We start from the raw sequence: 25,872 nt of genomic DNA on the forward strand, positions 1-25,872 counted from the left end.
AGATTTTTGTATGTATTATAAAAATAATATAAATATACTTTCAAAAAATATCCTAAAATAATGCTAAAGTATAGGAAACAAAATTAGTAACTCTAAAAGAAACTATATAAAAACATTTAAATAAAGATATTAATGAAAAACTAAGTTTAATAAAATCCTTAAATATTTAAAGATATTTTATTATTTTTAGTGAAAAAGATAAAAAAATTGCTATTCTTGTCGATATATATATATATATAACTTTTTGGAGGTAATTTTAATGAAAATACATATATTGAATCAAACCTTAGAATATGAAAACAATCAAAATATAATTGATGATGTATTTAAACAAATTAATAAGAAAGTATCTAATTCAAATTTAATATTTAGCCATTTATATATAGATGGACAAGATATATATTCAGATTTCTATGATTATTTTCTAGATAATATAAAAGTAATACAAGAAGTAAAAGTAATAACTAAAACAGTAAAGGAATTATCTGAGGAAATAATGTTATCCACATTAGACTATATTGAAAGAGCTGTTCCTGAAATAGAAATATTATCTAATGAATTTTATAAAACTCCAACTCAAAGTACATGGAATAAATTATCTGATTTGTTTGAAGGGTTTAATTGGATTATAAGTTCTTTTGTAGGCATAGATTCTAATACTGATCTAAAAAATATAATTAATAATTATGAAGAATGGAATATTTATGCACAGAATGTATATTCACTTAAGGATTTAATAGTAGAATTTGAAGATATAATGCAGAATAATGATTTAGTTTCTGTGGCTGATATACTTTCATATGAAATTATACCATTATTTAATAGTATGAAAGAAAAATTAGAAAAGTTAGTATATAGGGAGGCAAACCTAAATGCTAATGATAGATAATATAAATATACTAAAGAGGGTATATCTAAACACATGGAAGAGGATAAAGTCTTTAGAAGATAGTATAAATAAGGATTTAATAAAACTTGAAGAAACACGAAAAGGACAGAATACTCTTTTTTGCGAAAAAGAAGGAAGAAAGACTTATATTCACAGTAAATATGATCCTGTAAGAGAAGCAGAAGCAATAATACAAGAATATAAAGATATAAAAGACGACGCAACAATAATTTTTTATGGGACAGGCTTAGGCTATCATATAGATATATTTTTGGAGAAATATCCTAATATAAATTACTATATATACGAACCAGTGCCAGAATTATTATATCAATATTTGAATAATAAGTCTTTAGAAGGATTGAAAGGTAAAAATTTAAAGGATATAGTATTAGGTACAGATATTCAAGATACAGTAATATTCTTAAATAATATTATTGATAAAAATAGAAAAGATATTATTTTAGTTGAATTTCCAGTACATAAACAGATGTTCCCTAAAGAATATGAGAATTTTTTAGATTTGTTTAAAACAATAGTTAAAGATAAAAGGGCTATCATACATACAGATTATGCATTTCAAGAAAGATGGATAATAAATAGCATGAAAAACTTTAAATACGTGCTATCTACTCCTAATATACTTATAGAAAAAAAGGGAGAGTTTAAAAACAAACCAGCTATTTTAGTGGCGGCAGGACCATCTTTAAATGAGGAAATAGAAAATATTAGGTATATTAAAGAAAATGGATTAGCTTATATATTTAGTGTAGGATCAGCTATAAATACACTTATGTATAATAATATATATCCAGATGCAGCAACTACATATGATCCAACAGAAAGAAATCAAATAGTTTTTGAAAAAGTTAATGAAATGAAAATAAGAGATATACCTATGATATTTGGGACTTCAGTTGGCTATGAAACACTGGAAAACTATTTAGGTAATAAATATCATATGATAACTTCTCAGGATACTATAGCTAATTATTATTTAAAAACCAAAGAAAATCAGTCTATAAACATAGTACAAGATGCTCCTTCAATAGCAGTCGTAACTTTTCAACTGTTAAGTGATTTAGGATTTAATCCTATCATACTTGTAGGTCAAAATTTAGGATATATAGGGAAAGAAAAACATTCAGAAGGAGTACATTATAGCAAACAATTAACTGAAGAAGAAATAGAAAAAGGTATATGGGTAAAAGACGTATATGGCAATGAAATTTTAGCTGATGATGGCTTTAATAGAATGAGACAACATATGGAATTTTATATAGGTAAGCTTTTAAATACAAGAGTTATTAATACAACTAAAGGTGGAGCTCATATAGAAGGGGCAGAATTTATTGAATTAGAGACAGTGATGAAAAATGATTTAACAGAGAAAATAGTAGAAGATAATTGGTTAAATGGAGATAAGACAAGTTATGATGAAAAATATTTAGATTTTAAATTAAGAAAAATGGATATAGAATATGATAAAGCACTAAAAACTAATAAAAATTATAAAAATATATTAAATAAAATAGATAGATCTATTAATAATAGAAATTTTTCTCAGACAGAGAATCTTTATATTAAACTTGACAAAGAGTTAAGAAAAATAGAAAACAATGATTTCTACAAAACTTTTATACTGCCTATGAATAGAGTTCAATATAAAACGCTAGTAGACAGTATAGATAGATTAAATGAAATAAATAATCACTATAATAAAGGGAAAAAGATAGTTGAAAGCTTTAGAAGATTTATGGATATATGTGAGCAATGTATAGAGGCGATAAAACCAATATATGAAGAGATGAAGAAAGACATAGAATATATAAATCAGAGTAATGAAGAGGGTGAAAAATATGTCTAAAATTTTAGTAACAGGAGCAGATGGTTTTATAGGAAGTCACTTAGTTGAGAGCTTAATAGAAAAAGGTAATAAAGTTAGGGCTTTTGTATATTATAATTCATTTAATACTTGGGGATGGCTAGATACATTGCCAAAGAATATATTGAAAGAAGTAGAAGTTTTTACAGGAGATATTAGAGATCCTAATGGAGTGAGAGAAGCTATGAAAGAAATAGATGAAGCTTACCATCTTGCAGCACTTATTGCCATTCCATTTAGTTATCATTCTCCCGATTCTTATGTGGACACAAATATTAAGGGAACACTGAATGTTCTTCAAGCAGCTAAAGATTTACATACATCAAGAATTTTAGTTACTTCTACGTCTGAAGTATATGGAACTGCTCAATATGTTCCTATAGACGAAAAGCACCCTTTTCAAGGACAATCTCCTTATTCAGCAACTAAAATAGGAGCAGATAGAATTGCAGAGTCATTTTACAGAAGCTTTGATATGCCTATTACTATAGTCAGACCATTTAATACATATGGACCGAGACAGTCAGCTAGAGCTGTAATACCTACTATAATTACGCAGTTATTAGCGGGCAAAGAAGAAATAAGGTTGGGTTCACTAACTCCTACGAGAGATTTTAATTATGTGAAAGATACGGTTAATGGCTTTATAGAAATTGCTAAATCAGATAAAGCAATAGGTGAAGAAATTAATATAGCAACTCAACAAGAAATTTCAATAGGACAATTAGCTGAAGAGATGATTAATCAGATCAATCCTAATGCCCAAATTATATGTGATGAACAAAGATTAAGGCCTGAAAATAGTGAGGTAAATAGACTTTTAGGATCTAATGAGAAAATAAAACAGTTTACAAGTTGGGAGCCTAAATATAATCTCAAAACTGGTTTAGCAGAAACTATAGAATGGCTAAAAAATAATCTAGATAGATACAAGACTGATATCTATAATATATAGGAGAATTGACTATGACAAAAATGATCCCATTATCAGTTCCGAATTTGAAAGGTAAAGAATTAGATTATATAACTAAAGCAGTAGAAACGGAATGGGTGTCTACTGGTGGTGAGTATATAAATGAATTCGAAAAAAATATGGCTAAATATTTAAACGTTGATACTGTAGTGGCTTGTCAAAGTGGAACAGCTGGCCTTCATTTGGCTTTAAAGCTTTCTGGAGTAGAATATAATAATGAGGTCATTGTACCAACTCTTACATTTATAGCTGCTGTTAATCCTGTTAAATATCTTGGTGCAGAGCCAATATTTATAGATTGCGATAATACACTAAATATGGATTTAGAAAAATTAGAAGAATTTTGCAGCAATGAATGTTATCTATTTAAAAATAGATTGATAAACAAAAAAACTCAAAGAACAATCACGGCAATAGTTATTGTTCATGTATTCGGTAATATGGCAAATATGGAAAAGCTAGTGGAGATTGCATCAAGATATAATCTAAAAATAGTTGAAGATGCAACTGAAGCTTTGGGAAGTTACTGTACTTCTGGAAAATATGAAGGAAAATTTGCAGGGACTATTGGAGACTTTGGAGTATATTCATTTAATGGAAATAAGATAATTACTACTGGTGGAGGCGGAATGCTAGTAGCTAAAGATAAAAAACTAGTTGAAAAAGCTAAATATTTATCTACTCAAGCTAAGGATGATGAATTATATTATTTACATGAAGAGATTGGTTATAACTATAGAATGACAAATTTACAAGCAGCATTGGGAGTAGCCCAATTAGAACAATTAGAAGACTTTATTAAAATAAAATCTGAGAATTATAAGTTTTATGATGAACAAATAGTAAATATTAAAGGACTTTCATTATTAAATTTTAATAAAAATACTAGGCCTAATTATTGGTTTTATTCACTAATTATTGATAAGGATAAATATGGATTAGATAGAGATGGTCTTTTAATGAAATTAATTAATAAAAAAATACAGACAAGACCTATATGGGGGCTAGTACACAATCAAAAACCATATGTTAATAATCAGACTTATAAAATAGAAAAAGCAAATAATTATATAAATAAAATTTTAAATATACCTTGTAGTACAAACTTAAGTTTTGAAGATGCACAAACAGTAATTGATGCTTTAAAGATTTGATGGATCAATGAAAAGAGGAAAGTTTATGAATATAAGTGATTTATTTATAAATGAGAATATTACCATAAAAGAAGCAATAAAAAAATTAGATGAAACTGCAAAAAAAATATTGTTAGTGACTGAGGATAATAAATTAAAAGGGATCGTAACAGATGGTGATATTAGACGATGGATATTGAAAAATGGAAGTTTGCAGGAAGCTGTTATTTATATAATGAATACATCTCCTAAATATATTTATGAAAAAGATATAGATAATGCAAAAGAAATATTGATGGAGAAAATGGTGGAAGCAATGCCTGTAGTTAATGCTAAAAAAGAAGTGGTAGATATAGTATTTTGGAACGATAACTTTGGAAATAAACTAAATCATTTCAATAAATTAGAAACTCCTGTGGTAATTATGGCAGGAGGTAAAGGAACACGATTAGAGCCTTATACCAAGATATTACCTAAACCACTTATTCCGATCGGAGATACTCCAATAGTTGAGAGAATAATAAATAGATTTAATGAATACGGTTGTGATAAATTCTATATGACTGTTAATTATAAAAAAAATATGATTAAGGCCTATTTTAATGAATTAGATAAAGCTTATGAAATAGAATATGTTGAAGAGGAAAAGCTACTTGGTACGGCTGGAAGTCTTTCGTTATTAAAAGTAGAATTAAAAGATACTTTTTTTGTAAGTAATTGTGATATTTTAATTGATGCAAATTACTCGGATATGATTAAATGTCATAGAAAAAATAATAATAAGATTACTCTTGTAACATCTCTTAAACACTATACTATTCCATATGGAATAATAGAGATAAGTGAAAGTAGTGAAGTCGAAAGTATGATTGAAAAACCAGAATATGATTATTTGGTTAATACTGGAATGTATATACTTGAACCAGAGGTATTAAAAGATATTCCCGAAGATACATTTTATCATATAACAGACCTTATAAATAAGTATATAGATAGAGGCGAAAAAATAGGAGTTTATCCAGTTAGTGATAAAGAATGGTTAGACATGGGACAGTTTAAGGAAATGGAAAATATGTTTGAAAGGTTAGGAATAAAATGAGGCAGTATTTAAAAATAAATAAAATGTTTAGAATAGGATATTTTGCTGATGGGAAATGGGCACATGAAGCTTTTAGACATTTAATTCAAGATAAAAGTTTAAGTATTGAATTTGTATGTGTGAGATATGATTCAACTGACAATGAGTTAAAAAACCTTGCTGAAATACATAACATAGATTATTTAAAGCATCCTAGCGTTAACTCAAAAGATTTTTTAGACTTAGTAAAACAATACAATTGTGATTTGTTTGTTTCTATGTCATTTAATCAAATTTTCAAATCTGAAATTATAAATATACCTAGACTTAAGATAATTAATTGTCATGCAGGGAAATTACCATTTTATAGAGGAAGAAATGTATTAAATTGGGTATTAATTAATGATGAAAATGAATTTGGCATTACTGTTCATTATGTTGATGAAAATATAGATACTGGTGATATTATATTACAAAGAATTTATAATATAACTGATGAAGATGATTATAGTACTTTATTAGATCGAGCTTATATTGAATGTGGAAAAATTTTATATGATGCTATAAAATTAATTCAAAATAACACTTTTACATTAATAAAACAAGATAATATACATCCAATTGGTATGTATTGTGGTATTAGACAAGAAGGAGACGAAATAATTAATTGGAACGAAACTAGTAGAGAAGTTTTTAATTTTATTCGTGCTATATGTAAGCCAGGACCAATGGCTCGTAGTACTATAAATGGAGAAATAATAAAAATAAATAAAGCGAGACTAATAAAAAATGCTCCAATATATAAAGGAATTGTAGGGCAAATAGTAGGAAAATCTAATGATGGACTTATCGTAAAAACTAAAGATTCAATTTTAGAAATAGTTGATTTTGAGTTTAATGGAAAAATACGAATAGGAGATCGATTTAAATGAGCAGAGTTTTTATCATAGCAGAAGCTGGCGTTAATCACAATGGAAGTATAGAATTAGCTAAAAAACTAATTGATAAAGCTAGTGAAGCAGGAGCTGATGCGGTAAAATTTCAAAGTTTTAAAGCCGAAAAATTAGTAACTAAGAATGCAAGAAAAGCTGAATATCAAGAAGTAACAACTGGCAAACAAGAAAACCAATTTGAAATGATAAAAAAGTTAGAACTAGATTATGAAAAACATGAAGAATTGATTAATTATTGTAAACATAAAAATATAATGTTTCTATCATCACCTTTTGATTTACAGAGTATAGATTTACTTAATAGACTTGGACTTGAAATATTTAAAATACCTTCAGGTGAAATAACAAACCTACCATATCTAAGAAAGATAGGTTCATTAAAGAAAAAAGTAATACTTTCTACCGGAATGTCTACTCTAGGAGATATAGAAAAGGCTTTAAAAATACTTAAAGATTGCGGTACAACAGATATTACTGTGCTGCATTGTAATACAGAGTACCCTACACCTATGAATGATGTTAACTTATTAGCTATGAATATAATAAAAGATGCATTTAAAATAGAAATTGGGTATTCAGACCATACATTAGGCATAGAAATCCCTATAGCTGCAGTTGCATTGGGAGCTACAGTTATAGAGAAGCATTTTACTTTAGATAAAACTATGGAAGGACCAGACCATAGAGCTAGTTTAGAACCAGAAGAACTTAAGAAAATGGTAAGGTGTATAAGGAATATAGAATTAGCTTTAGGTGATGGAATAAAAAAATTAACTGAATCTGAAAAGAAAAATATAAATATAGCTAGAAAAAGTATAGTAGCAGGTAGGGATATTAAAAAAGGAGAAGTATTTACTGAAACTAACTTGGCTATTAAAAGACCAGGAGATGGTATATCTCCTATGAGATGGGATGAAGTTATGGGTAAAATTGCAAATAGAGATTTTAGAGAAGATGAGTTGATACATATATGAAAAAAATATGTGTTATAACAGGAACAAGAGCTGAATATGGGCTTCTTAAACCATTAATAAAAAAAATAAGTCAAGATAAAGAATTACAATTGCAATTAATTGTAACTGGTATGCATTTATCTCCCGAATTTGGATTAACTTACAAAGAAATAGAAAGTGATGAATTTAATATAGATGAGAAAGTAGAAATATTATTGAGTTCTGATACTTCAGTAGGAATATCTAAATCAATGGGTTTAGCTATTATAAGTTTTTCAGAAACATATGAAAGATTAAAGCCAGATATAATTATTGTCTTAGGAGATAGATATGAAATATTCGCAGCAGTTAGTGCTTCAACTATAGCAAGAATTCCAGTAGCTCATTTACATGGTGGAGAAACTACAGAAGGAGCATTTGATGAGGCTTTTAGACATTGTATAACTAAAATGAGTTATTTACATTTTACTAGTACAGAAGAATATAGGCAAAGAGTTATTCAATTAGGGGAAAATCCTTCTAGAGTTTTTAATGTAGGAGCTATTGGAATTGAAAGCATAAAGAGTATTAATCTATTATCAAAAGAGGAATTTGAGAAAAGTATAAATTTTAAATTAGGTAAAATGACAGCGTTAGTTACATTTCATCCTGTAACATTAGAAAATAATACGTCAGAAAATCAATTTAAGAATCTTTTAGATGTTTTAGATGAAGTACCAGATTTGAAAATTATATTTACAAAATCTAATTCAGATACTAACGGAAGAATTATAAATAAAATGATATATGATTATGTTGAGAAAAATAAAAATAAGGCAGTTGCATTTGACTCTTTAGGACAATTAAGATATTTAAGTGCAATGAAATATATTGATGTAGTTGTAGGAAACTCATCAAGTGGAATTATTGAAGCACCTTCGTTTAGTATACCTACAGTTAATATTGGAGATAGGCAAAAAGGAAGAATCCAGGGAAGAACTATAATTAACTGTAATTCAACTAAGAAAGAAATATATGATTCATTATTAAAAGCATTGTCTTTAGGGTTTAAAGAAAAGATTAAAGATAATATTAATCCGTATGGACATGGAAATGTATCTGATAAGATACTTTGTCAAATAAAGAAGAGTTTGAATCATGGAATTGACTTAAAAAAAATATTTTATGACTTTAAGAGGTAGGCAATATTTATGTATAATAATAAAAGATTTTTAGCAATTATACCTGCTAGAAGAGGTTCAAAAGGATTAAAAGATAAAAATATTAAAAGGTTATGTGGGAAACCAATGATTTTTTATACAATTGAAGCTGCTAAAAATAGTGGAATTTTTGATGATATTATAGTTTCAACTGATTCACAATTGTATGCTGATATATCAATAGAATATGGTGCATCTGTTCCTTTATTAAGACCAGAACATTTATCTACAGATACGGCAACAACAAATGATGTGATAGAGTACACAATAAAAAAACTTAGAGAACTTGATATGGAATATGATTATTTTATGATATTACAACCAACATCACCATTAAGAAAAACTGAAGATATCATTGGAGCTGTAAATTTATTATTTGAAAAAAAAGCAAATTCGATTATAAGTGTATGTGAATCAGAGCATTCTCCATTATATGCTAATATACTAGACAGTTCTTTATCTATGGATAGCTTCTTGCCTAAAGACATAAAAAGTAGAAGACAAGAATTGCCTAAATATTATAGATTAAATGGTGCTATATATTTATCTAAGGTGGATTATTTTCTTCAATATAAAGATTTATATAGACATAAAAGTTATGCATATATAATGGACAAACAAAGATCTATAGATATAGATGATGACATTGATTTTTTTCTAGCTGAAAATTTAATGAAACTTATAAAATAAAAATTACTGTATCCTTGTTTTATAAGATAGGAGTGAATTATTTGACAAATATACTATTAGTATTTTTAAATAATCTATCTAAGGTTGACGAATTCAACAAAATTATAGATAGATTTGCTGAACAAAATTATGCTATGTATCTTTTAGATAATATAAAAGATGATGAATTTTTTTATATAAATTCACTACCTGAATTAGTAGAATTTTATAAAGGTCAGCATGATGATGTAAATAAAATTGTTGTACTATCAAATAGTAGAGATTTATTATTTTCATGGTATAGATGTTATAATTCTATGGTAGATGACTTTATTTATTTTATTGATGAAGATGAAAAAAATTATTTTAATCCACAAGATAGACATTTTGATTTTTATTATAATTTATATCAGTTTAATGGTATAGACAAGGAGATTGTTGAAGGTAAGATCTATTTAAATATAAACTTTAATAATTATAATAAGATAATAGATTTTTTAATTAAAGACAATAAATTTAAATACTTTAATAGCTTCTACAAATATAATTTTAATGAAACTAAGATAGAAAAAAACAATATATCTAAAAAATATATATTTAATGGATTTAAATATAGTTTTGAATTGGCAAACGCTAAAAACACTGAAACTTTTAAAATATATATACAGAATAGTGATAAGTTTAAAATTGATAATCACTTTATACAAACCTTATTGAGTAATGGGTATTTAATACCATACATAACAGTTTTATTTTATAAAGTACAGGAAGAATCATTAACTAATTTGTTGTTGAGTATATACAAAAGTTTGAAAAAAGTTGATAAAGTATATCAAAAGGACATTTTTGAACATCTATACTTATATATGAATAATAATGATATTGATTTTAAAGAAAGAATATATATATCATCTTTATTAGTTATGATTAATAATGAAGATGAGAGATTAACGGAATTTATAATGAAAACTTTATTGGAAGATGTGAAATACACTGAATATCATTATTATGTACTTATAAATATATTATTTTATCATACAAATGAAAGTTTAAAAAAATACGATACGTATGAATTTGATAGAAGAGATATAATAAGGAAACTATCACGACTAAATAAAGTTAAATTGGGCTTAGATAATGAAAGGATTAGTAAGAATGATATTTATAAAATTATAATTGTAACAGATCAGCTTTTAAATTTATATCATTCTCCAACAAAAACAACATTAGATATTGCTAAGAGTATAAAAACTGAATATCCGAATATTAAAATTAAAATAATAGTTGAAGACAATTTATATTGTAAAAAAGCAGAAAAAATTATTCCATATTTATTTACATCAATTGAATCTAAAGAGTGTAAATCAATACATAAATCAGAACTCATAGAACATGATATTGATATATATTATGCAAATAACAATATAAATGTTACGGATAAACTTAGTGAAACTATTAAAAAGATTGATGATTTTGAACCAAATGTTATTTTTTACACTTCTCCAATTTCATTATCAGTAATGAGTTTGCTAGAATATTATCCTATTGTATATATTTCATATAATGATTTCAATTTTACTATTCCATCAGATATATACTTAGAAAGAAGTAAGAAAGAAGTTATAAAACAAAATGAAAAATATAACTTAATTAATATTAATAATGTATATGAATTTATTCCTTCACGAGCAAAATATATAGGTGCAAAGTCAAAGTATATAAGAGAAAATTTTAGGCTTAATAATAATGATTTTGTAATGGTAACAGTTGGCAATAGATTAGATGGAGAGATAAGTGACGAATTTATTGATATGGTAGTAGATTTTGTAAAAGACAACGACAGAGTAAAATGGATAATTGTAGGTAATTGTCAATTAAATTATTTAAAAAGTAAATATATAGATATCTTTTATAATAAAGTAATAAAAATTAATTATGAGTATGATTTACCAGCTCTTTATGGTATATGTGATATATATTTAAATCCTCAAAGAAGTACAGGCGGAGGGAGCATTTTTACAGCTATGTATGAGGGATTACCTATTGTGATGCTTTCTCATTATTCAGATGTAATTAATCATATTGGAATTGAAAATACTTGTGGATATAAATTAAGTGATATGAAAAGAGAACTATATAAATTATATACACATAGAAATTACAGGGATGCTAAGAGTATTGCCATGAAAGAAAGAGTAAAGTTGTTTGAAATGAAGAAGAATAAGGATGCTCAAGAATTATGGATGTATTTTAATAAAGCTATAAATAACTTTAGAGATAGAGTTGAGAACGAAGATAAAAAGTAAGATTGATTACTTTATTCCAAATGATACAACTAAGTTTAAATTATATAAAAAAATATTAATAAAGACATAGAACTTTCAGAAGTACCTATTATTTTGTAAGTGGTTAAGAAAGTTTAGAATTGTTATAAATAAAATAAAGGGAGATCTGACTTATATGAGTAATTTACCATATATTAATCTGCAAAGAACCACACTTGTTATTACGCAACATTGTACATTAAAGTGTAAACATTGTCTTGCATTTATACCTTATATCAAAAATCCTAAGCACATGATTTTAGAGGATGTAGAAAAAGTCTTGAAAGGATATTTTTCTATTGTAGATTCAGTGGGTATTTTTTCTATTACTGGTGGAGAACCACTAATGCACAAAGAATTGTTAGAAATACTTAAAAATGTTTTAAAATATTCTACTCAAATCAGAGATACGATTGATATAGTAACGAATGGTACTTTAAAAATGAAAACAGAATTATTAGATTTTTTACAAGTTAATGCTAGAAAGTTTCGTGTAATTATTAGTGATTATGGACCACTGTCTCCTAATGTAGATATTCTTGTAAAAGATTTGAGCGATAGAAATATAGAGCATAGAGTGGCTAAATATTATGGAGAAGATTTGACTTATGATGGATGGGTAGATTTTTCAGATCATTCACAGAAACATTTTACAAAAAGTGAAATTGAAACTCAAGCGAAGAGATGTATATTCCGTCAAGGACGTTATTATGTAATTACAGATGGAGAACTTCATCCTTGTTCTCGATCTGCATGGAGGATGAGATCAGAAATTATTTCTAGTTATGAAGATCAAAAAATTGATTTACTTGGTGATATGATTGATATAAATATTCAAAAGGAGAAATTATTAGAATTGGATAACAGAGTAAGTCTAACTTCTTGTGCATATTGTGATGGTGTACATGAAGATTCAGAACGTATAATACCTGCAGAACAATTATAATATACGATTAATTGAACTAAGGTTTAATAGACTAAAAAAATATAAGATATTTACAATGTTTTTAAAGTATAGAAAATAATTAGGATATTTAAAAATACTATTTGACTTAAGGAGGAACAATAATGAAAATATTAGTTACGGGTTTATGTACATTACACTGGGGACGACTTGAATATGGGAATATTGGAAATTATTATATTGTTGAGCCTTTTTTTCGTGAACTTCATAGGGTTTTTCCAGAAGCTGAAATTGTAACTACTTTCCAAATGACAGATGAATTTTGTGAAAGAGAAAATGTAAAATTACTTCCGATGGATATTTATTATTCTTGGTCTGATGATGATGTTGATATTGCATTAAAAGAGTATGGAATTTCTGAAATTTATAGTAAAACAGGACAACTTGTAGAAACTACACCCTACTTAGATGAAGTTATTTCTAGTGATATGGTTATAGATATTAGTGGTGAAATGTGGGGAGATAAGGCGAATCCTGTTGGGAATAATAGGATGTTAGTTAATTTACTTAAGATGCGAGTTGCACAACTATTAAAGAAACCTACAGTTTTATATGCAGTTTCTGCAGGTCCATTTAATGATGTAAAAACAAGTGAATTAGCAAAAATAACTTTTGAAAGTTTTAGTTTAGTTACTATTCGTGAACCAGAAACAACTAAAAGGTTAAGAAGTATTGGATTTAATATAGATAATACTAAACAATTTCCATGCACTTCATATTTATTTCAACCAGCTGATGTAAATAAAGCAGAATCTATTTTAAAAAGTGAACAAATTATGAATTCTCAAAAACCAATAATAGGTATGATTGTATGTGGATTTAATCTTACACTACCATATGATAAATGGCCTCGTGATGATAAAGAATATAATGAATTTGCTCTTGTTATAGAATATATTGTAAATAACTTAGGAGCTAGAGTTGTTCTTATGTCACATAGTAATGGGTTTGATTTACCACCAAATTTTAAACTTAAACCAGGAAGAGATTATAATGTTATAAAACAATTACAAGAAGTAGTTGCTAAGCGACAAATAGTAAAAGATATGAAAGATGTATTGTGTATAAATAATGCCTATATACCAAAAGAAACAAAAGCAATTATTGGACAATTCGATATGCTAGTAACTGGAAGAGTGCACGCATCAGTTGCTTCTGTTTCACAATGTATACCAACTGTATTTGTAACATATGAGAAAGAAGAAGATACTGGTAAAACTTTGGGCTTTGCTTCATTATCCGGTCTACAAGATTATGTAGCAAAACCTAATGCAAATGATATGATAAAAAAGATAGAAGATTGTTTTAATAATAAGGAAAAAATTGCAGAAAGCTTAAAAGAACGTATACCTGTAGTTCAAGATATAACTAAAAAAGGAATCGATGCTTTAAAAGAGCTTTTATAATATAAAAATTTAGTCTAGAGAAAAAGAGTGATATAAATTGAAAATTGCAATAATGCAACCATATTTCTTTCCTTATCTAGGATATTTTAGTTTAATAAGGCATACTAATAAATTTATTTTATTCGATACAGTTCAATTTATTAAGCATGGATGGATTGAAAGAAATAGAATATTGAAACCTAATTTTGGATGGCAATATATAGGAGTACCATTAGTTAAACATAGTAGAGATACTAAAATTAATGATATAGCAATTAATGATAATTTTGATTGGCGTGATAAAATATTAAGACAATTGGAGCATTATAAAAAGAGAGCTCCTTTTTATAGACAAACAATAGAGCTAGTTAGAGAAGCACTTAATATAGAAACACAAAGTATAGTAAAATTAAATGAAAATATATTAAAAGTTGTTTGTAACAGTATGAATATAGATCTAGATGTTGAGATTTTTTCAGAAATGGATTTAAGTATTAATAACCCAAATGAGCCAGATGAATGGGCACTTAATATTTGTAAGTCAATTGGAAATATTGAAGAGTATTGGAATCCAGAAGGTGGTTTAAAATTTTTCAATTGTAAAAAGTATGAAGAAGAAGGAATAAAAATAAATTTTTTAAAAATGAATCTTTGGAAATATTCACAGAGAAGAAAAGAATTTGAAACAGGTTTATCAATTATTGATGTTATGATGTTTAACGAAATAAATGAAATAAATAAAATGCTAGACGATTATGAACTTTTATAAAGGAGATATAAATGAACCGGAATATTAAAAACTATCAATTTAAAGGTTATAAAATTGTGAGAGCTGTAAAAATTGATGAGATATATAATATTCTTTATGACTTTGATAATATATTTAAACCATCCTTATCAAATAGAATTATAGACTTATATGGTTATGCAGAAAAATTGTTAAGAAATGCCATAACTTTTTATATAATTGAAGAACAAGTTATAGTCGGGTTTGTTGCTTTTTATACCAATAATAAAAACAATAAAGAAGCATATATAACTCAAATAGGAGTAAAGGATAAATCACAAAATAGAAATATAGGTAAAACTTTATTAGAATTGTGTATTAAAATATCTAAGAGCAATGGTATGAAAAGCATTAAACTAGAAGTATTTAATAATAATGAGAAAGCTATTAATTTCTATAAAAAAAATGGATTTAATTTTTTTGGACAAGCATCTAACGATTCAATATATATGATAAAACATTTACATTAGAGGTGTAATAAATGAGTAATTTTATTCAAGTAACTCGCTCCTCAATGCCAAACTTTGATGAGTACATAGAAGAAATTAAAGATTTATGGGATAGTCAGTGGTTAACTAATATGGGCAATAAACATAATAAGTTAGAAGCAGAATTAGTTAAGTATTTAGGAACTTCAAATATTTCACTTTTTACAAATGGACATCTTGCATTAGAGTGTGCAATAGCAGCACTTAATCTTACAGGAGAAGTTATAACAACTCCATTTACATTTGTATCAACAACTCATGCTATTCTTAGAAATGGATTAGAACCGGTATTTTGCGATATAAATCCATATGATTATACTATTGATATTGATAAGCTTGAGAGTCTTATTACATATAAAACTTCAGCAATTATACCTGTTCATGTATATGGGAATGTTTGTAATGTCGCTGAGATTGAAAGGATAGCAAAAAAATATAACTTGAAAGTCATTTATGATGCTGCTCATGCATTCGGAGTATCAATTAACGATGTAGGTATTGGTAATTTTGGAGATGCTTCTATGTTTAGTTTTCATGCTACAAAGGTATTTAATACTATTGAAGGTGGTGCAGTAACTTTTAAAGATGAGAACTTTAAAAATAAGCTTAATAGTATAAAAAATTTTGGTATTACGGGACCAGAATCAATTGAAGATATTGGTATAAATGCAAAAATGAATGAATTTCAAGCTGCAATGGGGATTTGTAATCTTAAAAGTATAGATAAAAATATAAGTAAGAGAAAAGATATAGTAGAAAGATATATTGAAAATCTTACTAATATTAAAGGAGTTAAATTAATAAAAGAACAAAAAAATGTTAAAAGCAATTATTCCTATTTTCCGGTTGTATTTGATGGATATAAGATAAGTAGAGATAAGGTATACCAGCTATTAAAACAAAATAATATAATTGCAAGAAAATATTTCTATCCATTGACAAATACTCTTGATTGTTATAAAGGAAGATTTAATATTGAAGATACTCCTATTGCTAAATATATAGCTGATAGAGTTTTATGTCTTCCTCTTTATTCAGATTTATCAATAGAGCATGTTGATAGAATTTGCAATGTTATTAAAGCTAGATAATAGAGCTATAGGAGATGAATATATATGAAAGGCATAATTTTAGCAGGTGGTAGTGGTTCTAGACTCTACCCCATAACAAAAGGAATAAGTAAACAGTTATTACCTATATATGATAAACCAATGATTTATTATCCATTATCTGTACTTATGTTGTCCAAAATACAAGAAGTTCTTATTATTTCTAATCCAGAATATATAGATTTTTATAAGAGTCTTCTAGGTGATGGTTCTCATTTAGGTATGAGGTTTGAATATAAAATTCAAGAAAAACCTCGTGGACTTGCAGATGCTTTTATAGTAGGAGAAGAATTCATTGGTAAGGATAGCGTTTGCCTTATATTAGGTGACAATATTTTTTATGGACAAGGCTTTGTTCCAAAGCTTGTTAATGCATCAAATATTAAAGACGGAGCTACTATTTTTGGATATTATGTTCCAGATTCTAGAGAATTTGGAGTTGTCGAGTTTGACAAAAATTACAATGTACTTTCTATAGAAGAAAAGCCAGAAGAACCTAAGTCACATTATGCTGTGCCGGGACTTTATTATTATGATAATAGTGTAATAGAGAGAGCTAAAAGTCTTAAACCTTCAGCTCGTGGTGAAATCGAAATAACCGATTTAAATAGAGAATATCTTAATGAAGGAAAACTCAAAGTTGAATTGTTAGGCAGAGGGTTTGCTTGGTTAGATACTGGTACTTACGACGGACTTGCTAATGCATCTAATTTTGTTAGAACAATGCAAGAGAGAACGGGGCTTTATATTAGCTGCCTTGAAGAGATTGCCTATAGAAATAGTTGGATTAGTAAAGAAGATTTAATGTCATTAGGAAATGAATATGAGAAAACTGAATATGGCAAATACTTGTTAAGTATCGCAGGAGATACGGAATATTAGTATAATTTTGGAGGAATATCTATGAATATTTTAGTTACAGGTGGAGCTGGATTTATCGGTTCTAACTTTATAAAATATATGCTTTCTAGTTATGATTATAAAATAATTAATTTAGATTTATTGACTTATGCAGGAAATCTTAAAAATCTTGAAGATGTTTCAGCAAATCATAATTATCATTTTATAAAAGGTGATATCTGTGATAGAGATTTACTTTATGATATTTTTAGAAAATTTGAGATAGATGTAGTTATAAATTTTGCAGCAGAATCCCACGTAGATAGAAGTATTGTGGAGCCTGAGATTTTTTTAAGGACTAATGTTCTAGGTACTCAAGCTTTATTAGATAGTGCTAAAAATTATTGGAAATTAGATCCTTCTGATAAGTACAGCAGAGAATTTAAAGAAGGAGTTAAATATATACAAATATCAACTGATGAGGTATATGGTTCATTAGGCCCTGAAGGATACTTTACAGAAGATACAAATATAGCTCCTAATAGTCCATATTCAGCATCTAAAGCATCAGCGGATATGCTAGTAAGAGCTTATTATGAAACTTATGGACTACCTATAAATATAACTCGTTGTTCTAATAACTATGGACCTTATCAATTCCCGGAAAAATTAATTCCTCTGATGATTAATAATGTATTAAAGAGTAAAGCTCTGCCTATATACGGAGATGGAAAGCAAATAAGAGATTGGCTGCATGTAAAAGATCACTGTATAGCTATAGATACAGTTCTGCATAAGGGCAGAATAGGGGAGGTATACAATGTTGGTGGGAATAATGAAAAGAAAAATATTGAAATTGTAAGGCTAATTTTAAATAAACTTGGAAAAAATGAGAATTTAATAACCTATGTAGAAGATAGATTGGGACACGATAGAAGATATGCTATAGATAATGCTAAAATAACCAGTGAATTAGGCTGGAAGCCTGTATATACATTTGAAGAAGGTATGGATATGACTATTAAATGGTATTTAGATAACAAAGAGTGGTTGGAAGAAATTGTTTCGAAAGAATATGAGAAGTATTATGAAAAAATGTATTCTAATAAATAGATGATACATAGTTTAGGATTATGCAACTATTCTTAATAGGTACAAATATTAGTGCCTTATAAGTATATAGGATTGAGATGTTCAATAACGCATGTATGTGTATATATTAAGGTGTAAATTTATATGGGGGACAACATGAACAGAAATATATTTAATAATTATAAGTTATGGCTCGAAAGTCCTTTTATAGATGAAGTAACAAAAATAGAACTTGAGAGTATAAAGGAAGATAAAAAAGAAATAGAAGACAGATTCTTTAAAGAATTAGAATTCGGAACTGCAGGACTTAGAGGAGTTATAGGTGCAGGAACTAATAGAATTAATAAGTATACTGTAAGGAAAGTAACTCAAGGACTTGCTGATTACATAAAAACTACAGGAGAATCTGGGAAATCTAGAGGTGTAGTTATTGCTTATGACTCTAGAAGAATGTCTATGGAATTTGCTGAGGAAACGGCATTAGTTTTAGCTGGTAATGGAATTAAATCATATCTTTTTAAAGATTTAAGACCAACACCACAGCTTTCATTTGCCATTAGATATTTAAACTGTATTTCCGGAATAGTAATTACTGCAAGTCATAATCCTAAAGAATACAACGGATATAAAGTATATTGGGAAGATGGTGCACAAATAGCTGCTAAAGAGGCAGAAGGGATTATTGACTCAATAGCTTGTGTAAAAGATTTTGGAAGTATTAAGATGCTAGAAAAAGGTGAAGCAAAAGGTAAAGGATTATTGGTATATTTAGATGAAATAATAGATACTGCATATATAGAAGAAGTTAAGAAGCAATCACTAAGAAGAGATATAGTAAAAAATATATCTGATGATTTTAAAGTAGTATTTACTCCTTTACATGGAACAGGAAATATACCTGTGAGGCGAGTGTTAAATGAGATTGGATTTAAAAATGTATTAGTAGTTCCAGAGCAGGAGTTACCAGATTCAGAATTTTCAACTGTGGATTATCCTAATCCAGAAGATAGTAAAGCATTCAGATTAGCTATAGATTTAGCTAAAAAGGAAGATGCTAGTTTAATTATAGGTACGGATCCAGACTGTGATAGGATAGGGGCTGTTGTAAAGGATAAGAATGGTGAGTATGCAATTCTTACAGGTAATCAGATAGGAGTACTTTTAGTTAATTATATACTTGAAGCACTTAAGGAAGATGATAAATTGCCGTCGAAAGGTGTTATAGTAAAAACTATAGTAACAAGTGAGATGGGAGCCAATATTGCTAAAGAATATGGTATCGAAACTATAAACACATTAACTGGATTTAAATATATAGGAGAAAAAATAAATCAATTTGAAAGGGCCGGAGAAAAGGTCTTTTTATTTGGATATGAAGAAAGTTATGGATACTTAGCTGGAACACATGCCAGAGATAAGGATGCAGTTGTAGCGTCTATGCTTATATGTGAAATGGCTGCATACTATTATTCAAATGGAAAGAATCTATATGATGTCTTAGTAGATTTATATAATAAATATGGATATTATTTAGAAGATTTAAAATCTATAACTTTAGAAGGAAAAGATGGTTTAGAAAAAATAAATAATATAATGAGGTTTTTTAGATATAACTCTTTAAATAATATAGGAGATAAAAGAATTCTATATATAGATGACTATGAATTACAGCGAAGAACTTATTTAGATGATTATAATAATTCTGAACAAATAACATTACCTAAAGCTAATGTTATAAAGTTTATATTGGATAATGAAAGTTGGATATGTGTAAGACCTTCTGGGACAGAGCCAAAGCTTAAAATATATTGTGGAGTTAAAGAAAATTCATTGGAGAAAGGTAAAGAGCTTTTAGCTAAATCTATTGCTTGGGTGGAAGAAATGATACAAAGGATGTAGTTAAAGGGGCTGTAAATATGGATAAAATAACTTTAGATTATTCGCATGTGCTTAAGTTTATAGAGAAATATGAAATAGCTAGTTTAAGAAAAAAAGTAAATTTATGCCATGATATGTTGCATAAAAGAGCTGGAAAGCACAAGCAGTGTTTAGGCTGGGTTGACTTTACTAATAACTTTGATATAAATGAGTTTGAAATGATTAGAGTTGCTGCTGAAAGAATTAAAAATCAATCCGATGTATTTATTGTAGTAGGTATAGGCGGATCGTACTTAGGAGCAAGAGCAGCTATAGAAATGTTAAATCATAGTTTTTATAATGATCTACCTAAGAACAAAAGAAAAGGACCTAAAATATATTTTGCAGGTCATAATATGAGTTCAACTTATTTTAATAATCTATTAGATATAATAGAAGACCAAGATGTATGTATTAATGTTATATCAAAATCTGGAACAACTACAGAGCCAGCAATTGCTTTTAGGATATTAAAAGAATATATGGAGAATAAATACGGTAAAAATGAAGCTAGTAAACGAATATATGTCACCACAGATAAAAATAAGGGTGCTCTTAAGAAGCTTGCAGATCAAGAAGGATATGAAACCTTTGTAGTTCCTGATGATATAGGAGGCAGATACTCTGTATTGACTCCTGTAGGCTTACTTCCAATGGCTGTAGCAGGAATAGATATACATGAAGTTATAAAAGGTGCTAAAATGGCATATAGTGATTTAAGTAGCAAGAGTATTGAGCAAAATCCTTCTTATCAATATGCTGTTATAAGAAACATATTATATTCTAAAGGAAAGACAACTGAGATTTTGGTTAACTATGAACCTAATTTATTTTACTTTGGTGAATGGTTTAAGCAGTTGCTTGGAGAGAGTGAAGGTAAACAGGGTAAAGGGATATTTCCTACATCAATGAATTTTGTAACAGATTTACATTCAATGGGACAGTATGTACAACAAGGTAGGCGAAACATATTTGAAACTGTGCTTAATGTGGAAAAATCCAAAGAAGAAGTTTTAATTAAAGAAGTTAATGATAATATAGATGAATTAAATTATCTAAGTGGAAAAAAATTAGATTTCATCAATAAAAAGGCTATGGAGGGAGCTCTATCTGCTCATGTAGATGGAGGTGTGCCGAATCTTATTATTAATATTCCAGAAATATCACCATATTATTTTGGATACTTATCATATTTTTTTATGAAAGCTTGTGGAATGAGTGGGTATTTGCTAGGTGTGAATCCGTTTAATCAGCCAGGGGTTGAAGTTTATAAAAGAAATTTATTTAAGCTTTTAGGTAAGTCTGGATACGAAGAAGAATATAAAGTAGAGATAATACCAATGTATGATGAAAACCTAAGTTAAGATATAATAAATGCTATGATAAAAGATTTGTATTAATTAATGAAAGGAGTTTATGTTATGGACATAGCAGCTTTATCAATGGGTTTAAGTCAAATGAATCTATACCAACAAGCTAGCATTTCAGTTATAAAAATGGCTATGGATACTACTAAAGTACAGGCAGTAGATTTGACACAAATGTTAGAGATTAATACTAAAATAATGGAGCAATCGATCAATCCGCATATAGGAGGAAATATTGATATTAGATTATAAAGATCCTTTTTAGGGTCTTTTTTTGTTAAGATACTGCAACAAAAAGCTTTGGCGTTTACTTATAGCAATACTTGTAGCGCTATGTTATTATAAATATGTGGATTAACAAGTAGATAGTTTTTATAGTATAAAAATAAGGGGGAGAGATTATGAAAAAAATATGTAATAAGGCATCAAAAAAGGGTATAGTTGCTGTATTATTGACATTTATGATGATGTTAACTACAATTATTCCAGTTTGGGCTCAGCAACCGCAGCAAACTACTGATATTAGTCAATGGGCTATAGGAGCTTTGAATGAGGGAGAAAGGTATGGCATTTATCCTGTTGAATGGTACTATGACGGCTTTAGATCTGAAATTTCTCAAGAACGATTAGAGATTTTACTGACACACACTGATAATAAAATAGCATCATTAGGATTAAACAAGAAACAGGATTTTGTTCCAGTTTCATATAAGGCTGATAGTACACGAGGCGATGTACTAATAAGGATGTATAATATTTTAGCTCAATATGATCTGCCTATAGGAGAATTACCTGTGGATTATATGAAAGAGCGAGGTATATTACAGGGAACATCTAAAGGTTTAGAGCTAGATCAAATCTGCACTACAGAACAGGCAGTAATACTTGCTACTAGATTAGTGGAAGATACATATAATTTACTAGATGCAGGTTCAAAGGGATTTGCTTGGGAAGTAGAGCATAATGGTAATATTATTTATTTTTTAGGGTCGATTCACATAGGTAATAATGAACTTTATCCTATAAACCAAAGATTAAAGCAAGCATTTAATGAATCTGATGCTTTGATTGTAGAAGCTAATTTGTTTGATCAAGAAGGTGGAATGGAATATTTTTTAGAAAAATCTACATATCAGGATGACACTACTTTAAAGGATAATATTAGCCAAGAGACATATGAGAAGGCATTAAAAGTATTTGAAAAATTGGATCTACCAGAAGAGGTTTATAATCAAATTAAGCCATGGAGAGTAGCAAATGACTTAAGTGTAATTTCCATGACTAGCTCAGAAGAGCCTCAAATGGCATCTCAATCAGCTGGTTTAGGAATGGATATATATTTCCTTACTAAGGCTTTAGTTACTCAAAAGCCAATTCAGGAGCTAGAGGGTATAAAATATCAAGCGGATTTATTTGATGGATTATCACATGAATTTCAAGAAGAATATTTGAATGCTATATTAGATAGTATTTTAGATCCGCAAACTAATGAAGCTCCTGATTCTGCTCAAATGTTAGACGAATGGCTAAAGCAATGGAGAAATGGAGATGTTGAAGGATTTACTAGTGACTATAATGGAATTACTGAAGAATCCGAAAATGAGCTTACTAATATGTTATTTGGCAAGAGAGACAAGAATATGGCAGAGAGAATAAGCACTATTTTAGAATCAGAAGAAAAAGGCACATACTTTGTTGTAGTAGGGGCAGGTCATTTTGTACGAGATAATACAGTAATTCATCAATTAAGAGAAAAGGGCTACAATGTTGAAGTATTTCAGTAAATAATGTTTATTACAGTTTTTATACTTATAAACAGGTTCTGATATTTGTTATAATTAATATTAAATGGACAAAGACTTATATCTTTGTCCCTTCAGCTTAAAGCAATTAAATAAAAATAAATATGAAGGGGGATTACCTTATGAATTACAAAATGCTACATACTTGTATAAGAGTAATGGATTTAGAAAAGTCTTTGAAATTTTACAATGAAGCATTAGGACTTGTTGAAACTAGAAGAAAAGATTTTCCAGAACATGAATTTACTTTAGTATTTTTGAGTGATCAATCAGAGCAGTATGAATTAGAGCTAACATATAATTATAATCCAGATAAACCTTATGAAATAGGAAATGGATTTAGTCACATTGCAGTTGCAGTAGCTGACTTAGAAGGTTCTCAAAAAAGACATAAAGAAATGGGATACAAGGTTACAGAATTAATTGGACTACCAGGTGAGCTGCCTAGATATTATTTTGTAACTGATCCAGATGGATATGATGTAGAAGTGATAAGGGCTACTAAATAAAGTCTATATTTATATTAGATAATAAAGATTCTGTTTAGGATCTTTATTATTTTGCACCTTAACTTATCATATTGTTAATAAAATGTTTATCTTTTTATAAATCGGGTAATTAAGATATGTATTAAGCAACTAAGGAGGAAAATTGGGGTGGATAAAAATATTGATTTCAATGGATTAATTGAAGAGGTAGGAAAATGTTGTCTGTCTGAAGAATCTTGTGGGACATGCGAAAAAGAGCTTTGTCTAGTAGGATACTGTAAGCAATCATTATTGACTGCATTTAAGCAGAAAGATGAGTTTATAGATAATGGCATGGATGATATACCCTATGAAGATACGAAATTATATGATGACGAAAGAATTATTGATGCAATCGGATTTATTTTAAATCAATGTAAGAACTGTCAACTGTATCATGATGAGGACTGTATTATTAATATTATTAGAAGCTCTATGGAAGTTGCACTTTTAGGCGATCATATTGATTATAAGGGAAGTACATTAATGTATTTTTCTGACTTAGGTAATAAAAACAAAGAAATTTCACAAAAAATATATTCTGCTTTTAAGCGGGTTAATAAATAGGAGGAATTTGAAATGGAGAAGTTAAGCTTAGTTACAGAAAATATAATTGGAGAAACAAAGGGAACAGCTTTAGAAAGAATAGTTAAGCAAAACTTTAACGGAGAGACCAGTGAAGTTGGTATATATTTAGCTATGGCAAGATTAGCTCAAAGACAAGGGTATCCAGAAATAGCAGAAGTATTAAAGACGATTGCCTGGGAAGAAGCAGAGCATGCGGCAGTTTTTGCGGAATTCAATGGAATGATTCAAGAAGATATATTTGATAATTTAAAACAGATGTTAGAAGGAGAAACCTTTGCAAACAACGGTAAAAAAGAGGCAGCAGATAAGGCGGAAGAACTAGGAATTACTTCTGTTAGAGACTATTTCAATCTATCAGCTAAGGATGAAGCTAGACATGCTAGAATGTTAGAAGGTATCTTAAAGCGCTTTGATAAACTGTAGTAGAAAGTAATTAAATATAATTAGATTAGAAGGAAGCAGATGGACAGATTATTTGCTTCCTTTCATTGTGCAACTGTGCTATATATTTATATATTATCATGCAAGGTGTTAGATATAAAGATATGTGATAATTACTTCATTTATAATATTTTGTGGTAATATATAATTAAGAGGTGATTTTGTGACTTATCAAATATGCAAAAGGTGTAGTAAAATGTTTGAGAAAAATGGGAAAATATACTGTAAAGATTGTTTTGAAAAGAATGAAAGAGAATACGATTTAATTATTAATCATATAAAAAAACATCCCAATGCAACTGTATTAGATATTATTACAGAAACATCAGTGTCTCTTAAAAGTATTAATTGCTTTGTTGAAGAAGGCGGTATTGTTTATGTGGAAAATAAACTAAAGGTTGAAGATAATGATGAAAAACCTAGGATATCTGATAGAACGTTAATGAAAAGAAGTAAGTTTCACTTAACAAGATAATTTGATTATTAGAGGAGTTATTAAAAACTAGACT

General features: G+C 28.0%; 25 protein-coding genes. All 25 read left to right on the top strand.

Annotated elements, in window-relative coordinates:
- Window positions 1-259: 259 nt before the first annotated feature.
- Complete coding sequence (locus KQI88_RS09535; protein ID WP_216416685.1) at window positions 260-889, top strand: hypothetical protein; 630 nt, start codon at window positions 260-262, stop codon at window positions 887-889.
- Window positions 873-2,756, top strand: coding sequence for a motility associated factor glycosyltransferase family protein (locus tag KQI88_RS09540; RefSeq protein WP_216416687.1), 1,884 nt, complete (start codon window positions 873-875; stop codon window positions 2,754-2,756). Before KQI88_RS09535 ends, KQI88_RS09540 begins: the two co-directional genes overlap by 17 nt.
- Window positions 2,749-3,729: an NAD-dependent 4,6-dehydratase LegB gene (locus KQI88_RS09545; protein ID WP_216416692.1), complete on the top strand. Its 981-nt coding sequence runs from the start codon at window positions 2,749-2,751 to the stop codon at window positions 3,727-3,729. The genes KQI88_RS09540 and KQI88_RS09545 overlap by 8 nt, the downstream gene beginning before the upstream one ends.
- 11 nt (window positions 3,730-3,740) lie before the next feature.
- Window positions 3,741-4,901: a LegC family aminotransferase gene (locus KQI88_RS09550; protein ID WP_216416694.1), complete on the top strand. Its 1,161-nt coding sequence runs from the start codon at window positions 3,741-3,743 to the stop codon at window positions 4,899-4,901.
- A 25-nt stretch (window positions 4,902-4,926) separates the two neighbouring features.
- Window positions 4,927-5,979 (top strand): nucleotidyltransferase family protein, encoded by a 1,053-nt coding sequence (locus KQI88_RS09555; RefSeq protein WP_216416696.1) that lies wholly within the window; start codon window positions 4,927-4,929, stop codon window positions 5,977-5,979.
- The gene (locus KQI88_RS09560) at window positions 5,976-6,890 is read left to right on the top strand and encodes a methionyl-tRNA formyltransferase (RefSeq protein WP_246579222.1); all 915 of its coding nucleotides are present in this window, start codon (window positions 5,976-5,978) and stop codon (window positions 6,888-6,890) included. Before KQI88_RS09555 ends, KQI88_RS09560 begins: the two co-directional genes overlap by 4 nt.
- On the top strand, window positions 6,887-7,885 hold the full coding sequence (gene neuB, locus KQI88_RS09565; protein WP_216416699.1) for an N-acetylneuraminate synthase: 999 nt from the start codon (window positions 6,887-6,889) through the stop codon (window positions 7,883-7,885). Before KQI88_RS09560 ends, neuB begins: the two co-directional genes overlap by 4 nt.
- Window positions 7,882-9,045: a UDP-N-acetylglucosamine 2-epimerase gene (gene neuC, locus KQI88_RS09570; protein ID WP_216416702.1), complete on the top strand. Its 1,164-nt coding sequence runs from the start codon at window positions 7,882-7,884 to the stop codon at window positions 9,043-9,045. Before neuB ends, neuC begins: the two co-directional genes overlap by 4 nt.
- Before the next feature lie 9 nt (window positions 9,046-9,054).
- On the top strand, window positions 9,055-9,753 hold the full coding sequence (locus tag KQI88_RS09575; RefSeq protein WP_216416705.1) for an acylneuraminate cytidylyltransferase family protein: 699 nt from the start codon (window positions 9,055-9,057) through the stop codon (window positions 9,751-9,753).
- 41 nt (window positions 9,754-9,794) lie between these two features.
- Window positions 9,795-12,038: a glycosyltransferase family 4 protein gene (locus KQI88_RS09580; protein ID WP_216416708.1), complete on the top strand. Its 2,244-nt coding sequence runs from the start codon at window positions 9,795-9,797 to the stop codon at window positions 12,036-12,038.
- Window positions 12,039-12,192: 154 nt separating this feature from the next.
- Complete coding sequence (locus tag KQI88_RS09585) at window positions 12,193-13,002, top strand: radical SAM protein (RefSeq protein ID WP_216416711.1); 810 nt, start codon at window positions 12,193-12,195, stop codon at window positions 13,000-13,002.
- Window positions 13,003-13,124: 122 nt separating this feature from the next.
- Window positions 13,125-14,426 (top strand): polysaccharide pyruvyl transferase family protein, encoded by a 1,302-nt coding sequence (locus KQI88_RS09590; protein ID WP_216416713.1) that lies wholly within the window; start codon window positions 13,125-13,127, stop codon window positions 14,424-14,426.
- 37 nt (window positions 14,427-14,463) lie between these two features.
- The gene (locus KQI88_RS09595; RefSeq protein WP_246579223.1) at window positions 14,464-15,174 is read left to right on the top strand and encodes a WbqC family protein; all 711 of its coding nucleotides are present in this window, start codon (window positions 14,464-14,466) and stop codon (window positions 15,172-15,174) included.
- An 11-nt stretch (window positions 15,175-15,185) separates the two neighbouring features.
- Window positions 15,186-15,662, top strand: coding sequence for a GNAT family N-acetyltransferase (locus KQI88_RS09600; RefSeq protein WP_216416717.1), 477 nt, complete (start codon window positions 15,186-15,188; stop codon window positions 15,660-15,662).
- Window positions 15,663-15,673: 11 nt separating this feature from the next.
- Window positions 15,674-16,771, top strand: coding sequence for a DegT/DnrJ/EryC1/StrS family aminotransferase (locus KQI88_RS09605; protein ID WP_216416719.1), 1,098 nt, complete (start codon window positions 15,674-15,676; stop codon window positions 16,769-16,771).
- 24 nt (window positions 16,772-16,795) lie between these two features.
- Window positions 16,796-17,671: a glucose-1-phosphate thymidylyltransferase RfbA gene (gene rfbA / locus KQI88_RS09610; RefSeq protein ID WP_216416722.1), complete on the top strand. Its 876-nt coding sequence runs from the start codon at window positions 16,796-16,798 to the stop codon at window positions 17,669-17,671.
- A 21-nt stretch (window positions 17,672-17,692) separates the two neighbouring features.
- Entirely contained in the window at window positions 17,693-18,742 is a 1,050-nt protein-coding gene (gene rfbB, locus KQI88_RS09615) for a dTDP-glucose 4,6-dehydratase (RefSeq protein WP_216416725.1), read from the top strand.
- A 135-nt stretch (window positions 18,743-18,877) separates the two neighbouring features.
- On the top strand, window positions 18,878-20,620 hold the full coding sequence (locus KQI88_RS09620; protein WP_216416728.1) for a phospho-sugar mutase: 1,743 nt from the start codon (window positions 18,878-18,880) through the stop codon (window positions 20,618-20,620).
- Between the two features lie 17 nt (window positions 20,621-20,637).
- Window positions 20,638-22,002, top strand: coding sequence for a glucose-6-phosphate isomerase (locus tag KQI88_RS09625; protein ID WP_216416731.1), 1,365 nt, complete (start codon window positions 20,638-20,640; stop codon window positions 22,000-22,002).
- A 57-nt stretch (window positions 22,003-22,059) separates the two neighbouring features.
- On the top strand, window positions 22,060-22,257 hold the full coding sequence (locus tag KQI88_RS09630; RefSeq protein WP_216416735.1) for a YjfB family protein: 198 nt from the start codon (window positions 22,060-22,062) through the stop codon (window positions 22,255-22,257).
- Between the two features lie 149 nt (window positions 22,258-22,406).
- Window positions 22,407-23,789 carry a TraB/GumN family protein gene (locus KQI88_RS09635; RefSeq protein WP_216416737.1) on the top strand — a complete coding sequence of 461 codons (1,383 nt, stop codon included), beginning with the start codon at window positions 22,407-22,409 and terminating at the stop codon, window positions 23,787-23,789.
- 140 nt (window positions 23,790-23,929) lie between these two features.
- Window positions 23,930-24,316 carry a lactoylglutathione lyase gene (gene gloA, locus KQI88_RS09640; protein WP_216416740.1) on the top strand — a complete coding sequence of 129 codons (387 nt, stop codon included), beginning with the start codon at window positions 23,930-23,932 and terminating at the stop codon, window positions 24,314-24,316.
- A 147-nt stretch (window positions 24,317-24,463) separates the two neighbouring features.
- Window positions 24,464-24,901: a hypothetical protein gene (locus KQI88_RS09645; protein ID WP_216416743.1), complete on the top strand. Its 438-nt coding sequence runs from the start codon at window positions 24,464-24,466 to the stop codon at window positions 24,899-24,901.
- Window positions 24,902-24,913: 12 nt separating this feature from the next.
- Window positions 24,914-25,345: a ferritin-like domain-containing protein gene (locus tag KQI88_RS09650; RefSeq protein ID WP_216416747.1), complete on the top strand. Its 432-nt coding sequence runs from the start codon at window positions 24,914-24,916 to the stop codon at window positions 25,343-25,345.
- Between the two features lie 214 nt (window positions 25,346-25,559).
- Window positions 25,560-25,838, top strand: coding sequence for a hypothetical protein (locus KQI88_RS09655; RefSeq protein WP_216416750.1), 279 nt, complete (start codon window positions 25,560-25,562; stop codon window positions 25,836-25,838).
- The last annotated feature ends 34 nt before the right edge of the window (window positions 25,839-25,872 follow it).

The sequence above is a fragment of the Alkaliphilus flagellatus genome (assembly GCF_018919215.1).
In the GTDB taxonomy this organism is placed as follows: domain Bacteria; phylum Bacillota; class Clostridia; order Peptostreptococcales; family Natronincolaceae; genus Alkaliphilus_B; species Alkaliphilus_B flagellatus.